This is a genomic window from Pseudanabaena sp. BC1403 (genome assembly GCF_002914585.1).
Lineage (GTDB): Bacteria > Cyanobacteriota > Cyanobacteriia > Pseudanabaenales > Pseudanabaenaceae > Pseudanabaena.
On record NZ_PDDM01000029.1, the window covers coordinates 32,762 to 47,499 of the forward strand.

Here is a 14,738-nt window from a genome sequence, read left to right on the forward strand (position 1 = left end):
ATTGGTATTTAGGGAGATAATAAAACCTGATATAAATCAGGGCGGCGATCTCGAAAAAATCCAAAGGATGCCCGATTAAGTCGTACTTGATCGAGATCAAAACTGGCTAAAATCACGCCTTCTTCGGTGTCATTCAACTCTGCAACCTTATCGCCGCGATGGTCGGCAATAAAGGAATGACCATAAAAAGTTTGATTTCCCTCTAAGCCGATCCGATTTGCTGCCGCCACAGGGATCACATTACTAACAGCATGACCAATCATGGCGCGTTGCCAAGGATCTTTAGTATTTAGATTTGGCTCTTCTGGCTCAGTGCCGATCGCCGTTGGGTATAACAAAATCTCTGCACCCATCAATACCATTGCTCTTGCACATTCAGGAAACCACTGATCCCAACATATGCCTACGCCAATTTTGCCGAAAGCGGTGTCCCAAACTTTGAAACCCGTATCGCCGCCACGAAAATAAAACTTTTCCTCATAGCCAGGCCCGTCGGGAATATGGCTTTTGCGATAGACTCCCAACAATGAACCGTCAGCATCAACCATGGCAAGACTGTTGTAGTAGACCTGTCCTGATTTCTCAAAAAATGAAACAGGAATTACCACATTTAATTCTTGAGCCAGCTTTTGAAAATGCGCGATCGTCGGATGATTTTCCACAGGTTGCGCCCAATCAAAAAAGCGATCGCGCTCTTCTCGACAAAAATAGGGGCTTTCAAATAATTCTGGTGGCAAAATCACCTGTGCACCTTGATGGGCTGCTTTGCTCACTAAGTCGGAGATTTTAGCAACATTAGTAGCTACATCAGCATTTAGGGATGCCTGAATAACAGCGATCGTGACGTTTTTTGGGGATGACATCAGAAGATTAGGATGGAAACGGTAAAATGTATCTATAGCTTTATCAATAGCCTAGCGCAGTCACGCAAAAATCCATGAAAAAACTTGTCATTTTATTGATCCAGTTTTATCGATTGTGTATTTCGCCATTATTTCCGCCGAGATGTCGATTTCAACCAACTTGTTCGCAATATGCAGGGACTGCGATCGATCGCTTTGGTTTAGTCAAAGGAGGGGGACAAGCTGTGAAACGGATTTGTAGTTGCCATCCTTGGAATATAGGTGGTTATGATCCTGTTCCAGAACTTTTACCGAAACAAGATGAGCATGCATCAGTTTAATACCAAAGCACAAAGTGGCTACGCCACTTTGTGCTTTTAAAACCCTTACAGGGTTTGCTTTTTAATTCACAGAAGTGTTGTCACACTTTTGTGAATTGGTATAAAATATAAATATTAAAAGCCTTGCTGTTTAGGACAAAATCAAAACCCAAAAGAGAGTGGCGGCGCTTCGCGCCGCCATTCTCTTTTGGATTTTGTATCTTGATCCATTGGCGACAGCTATGTCGTCATTATGCAGATTGACACACCAATAAATCTTGCACAATTAGCACAATATTGTGGAGTGAAATATCTTCTCTTTTAAAAAAACTGTTTAAAACCTGCATTGATTGTTCATACTCTCGCTCAAACTGATACGCATATATAGGGGGAACATCTGCATACGAAGCTTGCAGGACTTTCATTACACCAGTGCGCACCGCTCCGACCAATTCACGAGCAAATTCTGTAATTATCCTTTGCCTTAAATACTTAAATCCGCGATCGCTAGTTGCGTACATTGGCGGTAATCGATTTAGGGCATAGGCAGCTACTTCATTTTGGTTAATTCGTTCGTATAACTCTGGTTTTGCAATACGCTCCATAGCTCGATATACAAGATGCTCTAAGACATTAACCAAACCTAACTGGGCTTGTAGAGTGTAGGCTTGTAGAGCTCTATATTCCATTTCAACTGCATCTTTTACTTTCTTCTCATAAGCCCAAGAATTTCCATATGGCAGTCCTTGAGCAACGAAAAGACTAGAGCCCTGTAGACATAATTCTTGTCGCCTTAATTCCTGTTGCTTTTGAGCAATTTGCTTTTCCATAAATCTTTTTGAACTGGAAAGTAACGCTTTTGTATGTCTATTCAGATAACTAGCATCTTGCATAACAGTTTCTTGGTCAGATTGAAGTACTGTCTGACCATTTATATTAATTGCAGAGTTAGTTTTACTAACCGTTGCTTCAACTAAGATTGGGACATCCCGCCAGCGTAAATTTTTACGTCCCAAAATTCGGCTTAACTGATAAAGTACTCCTGCACTATTGGTAAATAGGTGATTAGGTAGCGGCGTTAGATCATGTAGAGGATCGCCAAATAAGACAGCTTTAATCCCCTGTCTGACTAACTGAGTTATTTGGGGTTGTAATTCATTCAAAGCGTATTGATATTGATATTGCCACCCTTTCATAGATGTGGCAAATAATGGTGGCAAACGATTAATTGCATAGGCTACTACCTCTGCAACTTTGACTTTAGGTTGTATTTCTGGACGAAGTTCTTCGATTTGAATATAAGTTTCTCTAACCAGAATTTCTTCTAAAACATTGACAAATCCAAGCATTACTTTATACCTGTATTAGTATTAGACCAAATAGCAAGGTCAATATTCAACAAGCAATAAAGTCTATATTTAATTTAGGTTTTTCTGTTTTATAATAAATACACTTAAATATTTATCCCCTGTAACCCATTTCCGATTTATCAATTTCATTAGAGAGCATATATAGCTAGTTGAATGCAGGAATTATTCAACTATTTATTGCTAATTATTCACAATCTAATTATATTGAATCCGACTTCTTTCAGTATAGCGAAAAACTTGTTTGTTCTGTCTCGGAAAGTTTTTTTGATAGACTTTCTGCTTAAATTCAAAGTATCAATAAATTGCAATAAAAGAATTGTGCGAATGGCGTAAATTTGTATAGCTTTAGGCACTCTAGACAAAGCATAAAAGCCAAAAGAGGGTAGAGGCGCGAAGCGCCTCTACCCTCTTTTGGCTTTTATGCTTTAACTTCTCTGGTTAGTCTATCCAGTAGGGTGAGTTAGCGATAGCGTAACGCACTCTCCAAATTTGACGGTGCGTTACGCTGCGCTAACTCACCTTACTACAACAAGGATTTTGGGTTTTCCGACAGGCTGCTAGCCTAAGCGATAACCAAAGCCTCTAACTGTGACAATGTGTTTTGGGTCGCTAGGATCAACTTCGATTTTTTCGCGCAGCCAACGAATATGCACATCGACAGTTTTGCTATCACCAACGAAATCCACACCCCAGACTTTTTCTAGCAGTTGCTCCCTTGACCAGACGCGGCGCGGATGACTCATAAATAGATCAAGCAAGCGAAATTCTTTAGGCGAAAGATTAATCTCAGTTTCATTAATCGTGACGCGGCATTCATCGGGATACATAGTGATATCCCCAAATTTGTAAACTGTGGCATTAGTTGCCACAAAGTCGCGACGACTACGGCGTAGCAAAGCTCGGCAACGAGCCACTAGTTCCTTCATTCCAAAGGGTTTGCTGAGATAATCATCAGCTCCGACTTCCAATCCAACGATGCGATCTGATTCATTCCCCCTAGCGCTAATCATCAATACAGGGACATTATTGCCTTCGTGACGCAAAATGCGGCAAAAATCCAGTCCATTTATCGATGGCAACATCACATCTAAAATTACTAAATCAAGTCTTGCCGCAGCTTTAGCAATTTGTAAAGCGCTGTAACCATCTTCAGCCAATAGAACGCTGTAACCTTCTTCACGCAAAGCTAGCGCGATCGCCTCTTGAATAATCGCTTCATCCTCTACTACCAAGATACAACCGACAGTATTTTTAGCAGTAGCTGGAGCTTGTTCTGTTAAGAGCATAAAAAAGTTTTATTAGGTTGGTCTAACCGTATCCGATTTTACATTGATTACAAGCTAATTATGTAGTCAGGTTTGAATTTTGTTGCACCGTAGGCACTGCAAAATTCAAACTTAATTATGGCAGTGAGAAATTAGGAATCAAGGATTTTGCTATATTTCTTAGGGTTTGATTAAGCGATCGCGCAATCTGGATATGAGGTTCATCGGCTTCAATCGGCAAAATCTGAGTCATGTTGCCATGACTAAATTGTTGAATCACCAAATTTGCGGCTTCTAAACCTGTGACATAGGCTTTTTCCTGTGACCATGAGCCGTGATTGGTAATCACCCAGTCACCACTCATATATAAATTGGGGAAACTGGTGATAGATCTAAGCAAATGCTGATAACTTCCAGGGGCAAAATGAGTCACCGCACGAGGCAACCGAATCACGCTGCTGTCAACAACTTTAGCAGTCTCAAATTCTGGCAAACAGGAAGCAAGATATTTCTGGACGATCGCAATAATTTCCTGATTATCAAGGGGCAAAAATTGATTCGCATGATAAAAATCGACTTCGATCACTGAGCCTGTCTCATCGGCATATTCATCATGGAGCGCGTTGAGATCAAAAAATGTCCAGCCTGTAGTTACGTCAAAACCAAAGCAGGCATTAGAAGGACGGGGAATATTGATTTTGCGATCGCACCATAGTCGTACTGCTAATACATCGATCGCACCCAAGTTCATCAAGTTACGAAATTCGCTACGCTTTTGCAAAGCAGGACTATTCGCCACAATTTTCTGCATTCCCGAAATGCCCACTGAGAAAATCACTGCATCAGCTTCAAAGCTTTCATCACCACATACTACCGCCGTAATTTTGCCAGAATCATCAACGCAAACATCACTAACACGGCGATCAGTGAGGATTTTGCCGCCCAGATTAAGAATGCGATCGCACCAAGGTTTAAAGATTTTTTCGCCGACTGTACCTCGACACCAAACCACATCAAAATCTGCTTGATGCGCCAAGATGAAATAGTAAAGCATCCCCAAAGCCGCCGCTGCCGAACATTGTTCTCCTGGAGCAAAGAGACCAACTAACAGCATTGGCTCAAAGGATTCACGGTATAGCCTTTCTGATACTCCATATTGACGAAATAGCTCGCGGGCGGTTATGCCGTCGTAACGTTTCCAAGCATCGTCAGAATTGTCAAAATCTACCACTGCATACATCAATGGCAATGCAGAAAGGCGATCGCTTAAGGGCAATCTTTTAAATTGTGTATAGGCAAATGTCCCAAGAGGGGAAGGCAAGCGTGGTAAGTCTTGAAAAATCGGTGATTCAACTTCTAGGCCTGCGGGGGAATATTGGGCTGATCGCGTCCAAGCAGTAAATGGATCAAGCTCTAATTCTTTAACTAAGGAAAAAATATTGCGATAGGGATACCAAAAGCCATGAATGCCAGCTTCAACGGATCTTCCCCCTTGCGTTTTCCATCCTGCGACTAATCCACCCGCTTGTGCTCCCGCCTCTAGTAAGGTTACGTCATATCCTTGTTTTGTGAGTTGATAGGTCGCACCTAGTCCCGCCCAACCTGCACCAACGACGATTACTTTTGGTTTTTCTGTCATTTTTCTCTGAACGTCAATTTGATTTGGTAGAACAAACCTCGCATAGCATGGTTTGTTCCACCGAGAGGCTAAAGTCTTTTACTGATTTTAAACCCGTGCGAGTCTGTCCCGCAGGTATGCATTAATCCGTGTGATTCCGCAAGATGTCGAATTTCTTCGGTTTGGCGTGGACTAGGCTTCCAAGGATCACTATTGTCATAGCCATAGTAGGTTTCAATACCATCAATCCCTAAAGCGGCGGCGGCGGGGATCAAGTCTTCAGGCGATCGCCTATATCGGGCAGGATGGGCAAGTACTGCTAAGCCTCCAGCCAAATGCATCGCCTTAATCACACTAATTGCTTGATAGTCTAGACCTGCGGTAGTTTTGCCTTGCAAATAAGGATGCATAGCCTCATGTTGGGGATCAAATCCATAGCCAAGAATATGCACTTCAGTAAAAATCAAACTGGCATTAACTTCGATCCCAGACCAGAGAGTTGGCAAAGAGTGGGGATCAGGAGATTGACCCATAGATTGCTCAAGATATTGCTTAGCTATGTAATAGCCTGCGATCGCATGGTGATCGGTAATAGCAAGATCAGATAGACGCAAAGCGATCGCCTGTTGGATTAAATCCACAGGCTGCATTTTGCCGTCAGAATACACTGTATGCAAATGGAAATTTAGCCTATGTGGACAACTCACGGCATCGACGGACGCGAAAATCTTTCGGAGCCTACTGGTTGCACTCGATTCTGATATCAATAATGGAGTTTGAGTTACCATGGCAAATCTCTACATAAGCAAATCTTTAACAATTCTTAATTTCTTAATCACAATTTTACACAGACGATGGCAAGCATCATAACTTTTTGGGTTTGCTTTTTAATTCCCAAAAGTGTACTTATACTTTTGGGAATTGGTATAAATGCTTAAATCATTGCTATCAATAAAGTTAGCAATCATAAAACATTAGGTAAATCCAATAAGTTTTTGGGAAATATTAGGTTCGTTAGTACTACCTAAATAGCACAAGTATCCAAAGTGACCTAGGATTATTGATCGAACTGAACTTGCTCAATCGCATTGCTGTCAAGATTTTGCTCAGATGTCTCGTAATAATTAGGTAACAATTGGCGAGTTTCGACCTTCCCTAAATTCGACTCAATTTCAGCAGTGAGCGCGACGCATTCACTACCAGATATATCGATCGCCCGTTCAACGATTTTGCCATCTTTCCCGATTAAGTACTCGATACGTTGATACTGAGACATGACGTATTAATTTTTCTCAACAATAACAATTACTAATATTCTAGCTTTTCTATATCCAAAATTGCAAAATGAAAAATGGCGCTTTGCGCCGTTTTTCATTTCTACTTAACTAGATGAGCGAGAAATTTTAAAATTTGGAGCACTACATATAAATGATTTTCTGCTTCAGATAATGAAAAAACTTTGGATAATGTATAAGTTGGTTCAGTTTCAGAATCTAGTTTGATAAAGCGAAACTCTCGTCCATTGGTGATTAGTCCAAATCTTGGTTGAGTGTGGTTAGGACTAGCAATCATATAAGTCAAAGCCTGTGGCAGAGCAACCATCACGTCATATTGAATGCTTTTGGCTTCGATCACCAATACCCAAATTGCTTGTTGTAAAACTAAGATATCTATCTGCCCCCGCACCACTTCTGCCCCGTCCTGAGATACTAACTCTATAGACTCTTCTAAAGTTGTATAAAAAGGTGGATCATAAAAACCTGCTAGGGATAGTAATGGCGACAAAGTAACCATCTTGACAGTTACTTCTAGCAGTGGGCGTTTAGCTAGATAGAGATAGTGCTGCCTAGTACGATCTAAAATTTGTTTCTCAAATTCGCTTAGGGGAGGAGCATTTTGCAATAGATCTGTAAAGAAATCGTTAGTTGTAAATTGCTGATGTGCATGAAATTTAGTTTCGACATCATATAAACTGAGCCTTGAAGCTTGTAGAGTTTGAACCATAGCTTTTTTCTCCTGTTTATTGACCAATTGATTAGATCGCAACGTTGATTATCGCTCAGTTTCTAAAACCTTGCTAACGGATATGCCATCTACCGCAGTGCCAAAATACCAAAGCGAAGCGGCAGCCTCGGCACGGGTGACGGGCTTTTGTGGTTGTAATAATGTCGTAAATCCAAAACTGCGTCGAATGTTAGAAATATCGCGCAGTTGAGCATCAGCAAAGATCGCACTTAGAGCTTTCTCGCTAATGCGATCGCTATCTTTAAAACCCCATGATTGACTCACAGTCTCTAATGTGGCAATTGGCAAAGGTTGTCTGAGATCAAGTGGAATCTTCCATTGCACGAGTTCTTCGCGCAATAGGGGATCGTTAGGACGAAAGCGATCGCCTGTTCCGCCGATTAGTCCTGCGTTGGCTAATCCCTGAATAATTGCAAAATCAGGATGGCTTTGAGGAATATCGGGGAAGCTGGCGCTATCGGTTGGTTGAGCAAGTCGAATTTGGCGGCTAGGTTGATTTTTATAAAGTTGATTATTCGTTTCTAATAACCATCGTGCATATTCACGACGTGCAACTAATATATTCGGCTTAAACTCTTGCCCTATTTTCGGAGTGATCGTTCCTAATTTGTTTAAGTCCTTAATCCAAGCCTTGAGGGGTGCAGGTGCTGTTTCTAGATCACTAAATTCACCAGATTGAGGCTGAGAATTAGTAAAGTTTATATAGAAAAGTTCTTTGAGTAAGTTCTTTTCTGAGGTTGACTCCTTTGGTAAGGATTGTAGAGAGATCGCTTTCATTTGAGCAGATAAGCGATCGCTATTCACAGGATTAACGGAACTAGTAGGAGAATTAGTTGGTTTTGGTTCAGGTTTTGCGGTTGAGGTTGAATTAGCAGGTGGTGTAGCGATCGGGGTCGGTTGATTGGGCTTTTCTGCGATTGGCTCAGAAGTTGATGGACTCGCGGGAGCGATCGCTACCTCCAATGAGCTGCCGAGATTTGAGTCTTGGCAAGCTGCAACAGAAGAAGCTAGAAAACCTATAAGGATAATTCTGGAAAGACTTCTAAATTTTAGTTTCATAACATCCTCCTCAAGAAGCCTTGTCAATCTCAACGAGATTAGGACTAGGTGGCAACATCGCCACAGTCACTGGCAATACACAGGCAATTTCAGGACGGAAATTAGCATAGCGGCTACTACGCACGGCGATAATTTCTGCTTGAATATCTTTAGTACTTTCGCCCAGACATAGTAGTAGATGTGTGGTTAGCTCCAAACTTGCCTCAAATGTAGGATGCACAACTTCCTTAGCGCCAAGTTGGTACAGCGTATCGATATCAGCATCTTTCTCAGCTCTGACCACAATATCAATTTCTGGAGAAATAGAGATGGCTCTCTGTACCGCCAATCTAGTAGCGATCGGGTCGGAAATGGCGATTAACATCGATCGCGCATGGTCTATTTCCGCTTTTTCAAGTACAAAAGGGCTTGAGCAATTGCCGTATAGGTAGGGAATATTTTGCGATCGCAGAATTTCTATCTTTGACTCGGCATCCTCAATTACCAGCACAGGATATCCCTTGGACTGTAACAAAGTAACAATTCCCTGTCCAATCCGACCATAACCACAGACCACCACATGATCCTTAAGTTCAGCATTGGCGGAAAGCTCTTGGGGCATATCGAGCTTGTTCATCCAAGCTTTTAGGAATGGAACTTTTTCAAGTAATTCTAAAATCTGCGGTGTTGCCTTCAGCAAGAACGGTGTAATTACCAACGTTACCGCAGTTGTCCCCAAAATCAGTAAGTAAACACGACGCGAAACTAAACCTAGCTTTTGTCCTTCACTTGCGAGCACAAACGAAAATTCTCCAATCTGAGCTAAACCTAGTCCCGCAAAAATGGCAACTCGCAAAGGATATCGAAAGATACTGACTAAAGGCACAACGATCAAAAATTTACCGATCATCACGATCGCGACCAGACTGAGAATTAACTCCCAGTTCTGAATCAGAAATACAGGATCGATGAGCATCCCGATCGCTGCAAAAAACAGAGTGGCAAACACATCTCGCAGAGGTTCGACATAGGTGAGGGCTTGATCGGCGTATTCCACCTCGGAAATCATTAAACCTGCAACGAATGCGCCCATTTCAATCGATAAGCCTAAAGACTCGGTTAGGAGCGCAATCCCCAAGCACAACACAATTACACTTAGCAAAAATAATTCGCGGCTCTCGGTACTCGCTACCCATCGCAAAAATGGCGGAATTACCCAAATCCCTGCTGCGATCGCGCCACCTGCAAATAACGCCGTCACCGACAATGCTTTGATAACTTCAATACCCACTGATTCAGGATGATCCAGCGCAGGCAAGACCGCCAACATCAATCCCAACGCTAAATCTTGGATGATCAACATCCCCAGCGTAACTTGTCCCTGTGCGGACTCCGTGGCATTGGTTTCCATCAAGCTGCGCAGCACCACAGCCGTTGACGATAGCGACAAAATTCCGCCTAAGAAGATTCCTTGGGTTGGTGTCTCGACCCATCCTACAAATACCGATACAGCTGTGGTAAGGGCGATCGTGAGCAAGACTTGTAAAGTTCCGCCGCCAAGGGCGATCGCTCTTACTTTATTTAATTGCTTCAGTGAAAACTCAACGCCGAGAGCAAACAGCAAAAAGGCAACCCCAAACTGAGCGAGGGTTTCTACCTGTATCAATTCTTTGATCAGCCCTAAACCTGTGGGGCCAACGACGATGCCGCCAAAGATGTAACCCAATAAAACTGGTAATCGCAGCGCCGCCGCTAGCAATCCGCCAAAGGAAGCAGCCGCAAGAACAGTTACTAAATCAACAATTAACCGAAAATCTTCTTGCACAGAAACCAACTAAAGAACGTTGCCACCTATACTTTAGCTTGGATTCAGATGATCAGAAAGGCAGAGATGTTACGTGGAAATCAGATGATGAATTTCTTGCTGTTAGCGAAGCAGGACAACCACGAGGAGATTGTCCCTAAACCAACATTTAAAGGTTGCCGAAGGGGGTGCGCCCCCTACCAGCCTCCAACCTATGCCATTACAGGAATTCTTCCCACGTAATGTCAGTAAATAATACCAATTCACAAAAGTGTGGCAACACTTCATCTGCAACATAAATTTTGCGTGAGGCTTGAGTAAAAACTACAATATTCCTGACGGTGAGGCGATCGCCCATTCTTCAAGGGATATTTTTTGAAGGATTGGTGGAATTATACTTAACCCAAATAATGAAAGCGGCGTTTTCATTGTTTGGGAAAAGAAAATTTATTTTTTGCTTGTCAATATTGCACACTGTGTTATCATTAGATTCGCGAGTTAAGGGCTTGTAGCTCAGTGGACTAGAGCACGTGGCTACGGACCACGGTGTCGGGGGTTCGAATCCCTCCTGGCCCGTCCTAAATAATAAAAAAGCAGCGCTAAACGCTGCTTTTTTATTGGGTTTTTATATTGGGTATTTATTTAGTATTTTGTTTGGTTGTAAATTTATCCGCGATCGCTTGATCGACATCCTCAGGGCTGACAATCCAATAGCTAAATCGAAACTCATTTGGCTCACTGGGTCTACCCTTGAGGCTAGTAGCTTGGATTTTGTCAGGTTTTAAAGTCATACTAAAAGTAGCGATCGCCATCATTTCGTCAAAGCTGAGATTAGAATCCACATGTTTTTGCATGACGTTGATCAGATCAGGAAGATGCATTACAACCCCAGGATTAGCAATTTTTGCCTTCACAGCCTTTAAGACAATCTGTTGTCGCTTAATCCGTCCGATATCGCCCTCTTCATCATGGCGAAATCTCGCAAAGCCTTCAGCTTGTTCCCCGTTTAAAGTCTGCACACCTGCATAAAGATCGATATTGAGCTTTTGAGTATTGTCTTTGTACTTCATTCGCTTTGGTACATTCACCTCAATACCACCTAGGGCATCCACTAAAGCTGATAGCCCAGAGGTATCTACACGAACATAGCGATCGATTTCAACACCATTAAGTTTCCCTGAGACAACCTCTTGAGCGAGCGACGCGCCACCATAGACATTTGCCGCATTAATTTTGGTCACGCCATAGTCTGGGATAGGCACTTGCGTATCACGAGGGATTGATAGCATCTGCACTGAGCGATCAATGGGATCGAGACGAATTAGCAACATGCTATCGCTACGACCATTAAAGGATTCGGGAGACCCAATTGGAGCATCAAGGACTCGATCTACCCCCATAACCAAAATCTGATAGGGACGCTCTAACTTGCGACCTAATCCCTCCATCAAGACTTCTTCAGGTTTGCGTCCCGATAACAAACCGCCCCAATCCAGAGCATTAATAGGGATGATCCGACCTAAAAGAGCTCCCGTTCCAATAGAAATTAATAGGGATAGGGTAAAACCAATTTTCGCAAAGGGGATCCGCTTAATTTTTGTAATAGTTTTAGTAATAGTTGTGGGAACTGCATCGATTTGCGCTGGTTCTAGTAAATTAATAGGCAAATCAGCCTGATTGGTGGTATCGGCTGACCGAATTTTGGATGCAGTTATCGGTCTATTACTCACACACCACTCCATAACTTCTATAATGCTCAACAAACAACATATACCGCAAGTCAACAACTCTATGCAAGCTGTAATTATTGCTGGTGGGAAAGGAACACGCCTCAGACCCTTGACCTATGGCTGTCCTAAGCCAATGCTACCTCTAATTGATCGCCCATTTTTAGAGTGGATGATTAATCGTTGCCGTGAAGCTAGTGTGTGCGACATTTTGCTAAACGTGCAGTATCAAGCGCGACAAGTGATCGATTATTTTGGAGATGGCGATCGCTTTGGGGTGAAAATTCGCTATATCGAAGAGTCAACCCCTCTCGATACCGCAGGCGCAATTAAGCTAGCAGAGCCATATTTCACAGGTGAGTCATTGATCGTGTTCAATGCCGATATTCTTACTAATTTAGACTTGACGGCGCTAATAAAGTTTCATAAGGAAACTCAAGCTGATGCAACTTTGACCTTGACAAGAGTTCCTGACATTACGCCTTTTGGCTTAGTAGAAATTAATGAGCAAAGTCAGGTACAAGCTTTTCGTGAAAAACCGAATGCAGAGCAAGCGGTAGAATTTCTTGCTCAAGGGATCGATACAATTAACGCAGGAACCTATGTTCTTGAACCAAAGATTTTCGACATCTATCCGACGGGTGAGCCTCTAAGCTTTGAAAGGAAAGTTTTCCCCAATGTTTTGGAACGAGGATTAAAGATGATGGGATTTGTATGGGATGGCTATTGGATGGATATGGGAACACCTGAGAAGTATTTTCAAGCGCAAGTTGATGTTTTGGAAGGTCAGGTTGCCTATGATTTTGGCGATCGCGTTGAGCAGAGAAGTGAGGGTGTTTGGATCGCGAAAACGGCTAAGGTAGCTGAGGGCGCAGTTTTAAATGCTCCTTGTTATGTGGGAGAAGACGCTTCTATTGGCAAAGATGCTCAGATTCCATCGCAAACTTTAATCGGATCAAATTCCCTTGTGAATCGGGCGATCGCTTCAGGCATGTATGCCGCAGGTTCAATGTTAATTTAAACAAAAAAACTCTCCCTTTGGGAGAGTTAAAAAACAAATTAAAAAGCAAAAAAGATTCACTTAGTGAATCTTTTTTGCTTTTTAATCGTTCCGTTTGAATGATTCTAGCCATTCACGTAATTGTTGAGAAGCAATATCTTTGCCACCTAAACCAAAAGCAACTGCGATCGCAACTGCAATTGCGCCAGTTAATAAGCCAAAGGCGAGATCGACAATATTACTAGCGATACCCATCTGTTTGAGAGCCATTGCTGTAATCAGAGCAACAATCGAAATCCGAGCCGCATGACCGAGGATTCGGGATTGTCTGCCGCCAGTGCTCGTAATCAAGTTAAAGGCAAGATTAGCAAGGTATAAGCCGATCGCAAAAATAACTACGCCGCTTAAAACTTGACCTGCTACTAGCAGCACTCCAAAGACAATACGGGTGAGCGCATTAATCTGTAAAACATCGGTTGCTGTAGCGATCGCCACTAGCATAATCGCTAGAAACACTATAATGCCAACGATTTGCGAAGGTGTTTGTGGTGGAAGTGAAGTGATGGAGCTATTCTCATCATCAACATTTACACGGGATTCCGTTGGTGCTGAAGCGATCGCTGAGAATCCTAACCATTGCAAGATATTGTTAAAGCCCAAGCCCGTCAGAATTCCAGAAATAATGTCTCTAGCAAATTGACCGAGGAAATAGGCAACAGTAAGAATCGCACTAGCCACAAAAACTTGAGGTAAGAAGCGCAATACTTGATCAAGCATTGCTGTTGCAGGCCGAGAGATTGCGCCAACTTCTAAGGCTTCTAATGTAGAGATAGCTGTGGGGATTAGAATCAATACATAGATGAAGTTCCCAACTACTTGAGACAGAGTATATTCAGTTTGATTAGGAGTCCAACGCTGAAGAAAACGATCTGCACCACTAGTAGCTAAGAGATTCGTGACAATTCGCTTTACTACTTGAGCAATCAACCAGCCGATCCCACCAATCATTAGCGCCTTGAGGATTTTTGGTAGAGCGCTCAAGACCTGATTGACAAGGTTTTGAATGGGCTGAAGTGCTTGAACTAAGCCAAGGGTATCAAGAATTAAAGGTAAAAAGAGCAGCAAGATAAACCAATACAAAGCCGAAGATAGAGTCTCACTAAGAGGCATCACTTCGGTATTTGATTCACCCACGCTCTCATTTACTTTGGCATCAACTTGAGCCGATCGCAAATAGCGCCCGACGATGACTTTACTGATGGTTGCTAAGACCCATGCGATGCCTGCGATAATCGCTGCACCTCCAAGTTTCGGCAAGAATGATGCAATTTGCGCTAGCAAACTATTTAGTGGAGTTGCAACTGCATCTAGTCTAAGAAATTGGAAAAATCCAACCAAAGTGAATAGGATGATGATCCAAAAAACTGTAATACCTGCCCATTTCTCAATTGGCAGACTACTACTACGAGAACCTGTTAACCAATTCGACAGTTTATTATCAACATCCGTCCGTTTCAGTAACCCTTCGGCCATAGAAGAGAAAAATATGGCAATTACCCAACCACCAACTAAGATAGCGATCGCAAAGACAAGCTGGAATACGATTCCTTCTGGTCTCAGTAATTCTTCGATCGCAAAACTCTTTGTCGTCGAGGCTTGTGCCAAGACGAAAGAAGCCAACTCGCGCATACTGCAACCTCAATGTAAAGAACTAAGGATTAAGTAGCTA

Annotated in this window: 13 protein-coding genes and 1 tRNA gene; 3 read left to right on the forward strand and 11 right to left on the reverse strand. The window is 42.5% G+C overall.

The window, feature by feature from the left end; genetic code table 11:
- Positions 1–8 precede the first annotated feature (8 nt).
- Entirely contained in the window at positions 9–863 is an 855-nt protein-coding gene (gene aguB, locus CQ839_RS20630; protein WP_103670179.1) for an N-carbamoylputrescine amidase, read from the reverse strand.
- A gap of 74 nt (positions 864–937) precedes the next feature.
- On the opposite strand from aguB, the gene yidD reads away from it, so the two are divergent.
- Entirely contained in the window at positions 938–1,183 is a 246-nt protein-coding gene (gene yidD / locus CQ839_RS20635; protein ID WP_103670180.1) for a membrane protein insertion efficiency factor YidD, read from the forward strand.
- A 230-nt stretch (positions 1,184–1,413) separates the two neighbouring features.
- Here yidD and CQ839_RS20640 read toward each other — a convergent pair whose 3' ends face one another.
- The 8 genes from CQ839_RS20640 to CQ839_RS20675 all read right to left on the reverse strand — a co-directional run bounded on the left by CQ839_RS20640 (position 1,414) and on the right by CQ839_RS20675 (position 10,303).
- Positions 1,414–2,511, reverse strand: coding sequence for a late competence development ComFB family protein (locus tag CQ839_RS20640; RefSeq protein ID WP_103670181.1), 1,098 nt, complete (start codon positions 2,509–2,511; stop codon positions 1,414–1,416).
- A 578-nt stretch (positions 2,512–3,089) separates the two neighbouring features.
- Entirely contained in the window at positions 3,090–3,818 is a 729-nt protein-coding gene (locus tag CQ839_RS20645; protein ID WP_103670182.1) for a winged helix-turn-helix domain-containing protein, read from the reverse strand.
- A gap of 115 nt (positions 3,819–3,933) precedes the next feature.
- Positions 3,934–5,436 carry an FAD-dependent oxidoreductase gene (locus CQ839_RS20650; RefSeq protein WP_103670183.1) on the reverse strand — a complete coding sequence of 501 codons (1,503 nt, stop codon included), beginning with the start codon at positions 5,434–5,436 and terminating at the stop codon, positions 3,934–3,936.
- A gap of 68 nt (positions 5,437–5,504) precedes the next feature.
- Entirely contained in the window at positions 5,505–6,203 is a 699-nt protein-coding gene (locus tag CQ839_RS20655; RefSeq protein WP_103670184.1) for a PHP domain-containing protein, read from the reverse strand.
- 269 nt (positions 6,204–6,472) lie between these two features.
- Positions 6,473–6,691, reverse strand: a complete 219-nt coding sequence (locus CQ839_RS20660) for a DUF2997 domain-containing protein (RefSeq protein ID WP_103670185.1) — start codon at positions 6,689–6,691, stop codon at positions 6,473–6,475.
- Positions 6,692–6,792: 101 nt separating this feature from the next.
- Positions 6,793–7,419, reverse strand: a complete 627-nt coding sequence (locus tag CQ839_RS20665) for a type I restriction enzyme HsdR N-terminal domain-containing protein (RefSeq protein WP_146048779.1) — start codon at positions 7,417–7,419, stop codon at positions 6,793–6,795.
- 48 nt (positions 7,420–7,467) lie between these two features.
- Complete coding sequence (locus tag CQ839_RS20670; protein WP_103670187.1) at positions 7,468–8,499, reverse strand: S-layer homology domain-containing protein; 1,032 nt, start codon at positions 8,497–8,499, stop codon at positions 7,468–7,470.
- 10 nt (positions 8,500–8,509) lie between these two features.
- On the reverse strand, positions 8,510–10,303 hold the full coding sequence (locus CQ839_RS20675; RefSeq protein WP_103670188.1) for a cation:proton antiporter: 1,794 nt from the start codon (positions 10,301–10,303) through the stop codon (positions 8,510–8,512).
- 481 nt (positions 10,304–10,784) lie between these two features.
- Here CQ839_RS20675 and CQ839_RS20680 point away from each other — a divergent pair.
- Positions 10,785–10,858 (forward strand) — tRNA-Arg (locus tag CQ839_RS20680).
- A 62-nt stretch (positions 10,859–10,920) separates the two neighbouring features.
- On the opposite strand, the gene CQ839_RS20685 is transcribed toward CQ839_RS20680, so the two are convergent.
- Entirely contained in the window at positions 10,921–12,012 is a 1,092-nt protein-coding gene (locus CQ839_RS20685) for an LCP family protein (RefSeq protein ID WP_258040813.1), read from the reverse strand.
- Between the two features lie 61 nt (positions 12,013–12,073).
- Between CQ839_RS20685 and CQ839_RS20690 the strand changes: the two genes are divergently transcribed.
- Complete coding sequence (locus CQ839_RS20690; RefSeq protein WP_103670190.1) at positions 12,074–13,030, forward strand: NDP-sugar synthase; 957 nt, start codon at positions 12,074–12,076, stop codon at positions 13,028–13,030.
- An 81-nt stretch (positions 13,031–13,111) separates the two neighbouring features.
- Here the strand turns inward: CQ839_RS20690 and CQ839_RS20695 are convergent, their stop codons facing one another.
- Complete coding sequence (locus CQ839_RS20695) at positions 13,112–14,698, reverse strand: mechanosensitive ion channel (protein ID WP_103670191.1); 1,587 nt, start codon at positions 14,696–14,698, stop codon at positions 13,112–13,114.
- Between the last annotated feature and the right edge of the window lie 40 nt (positions 14,699–14,738).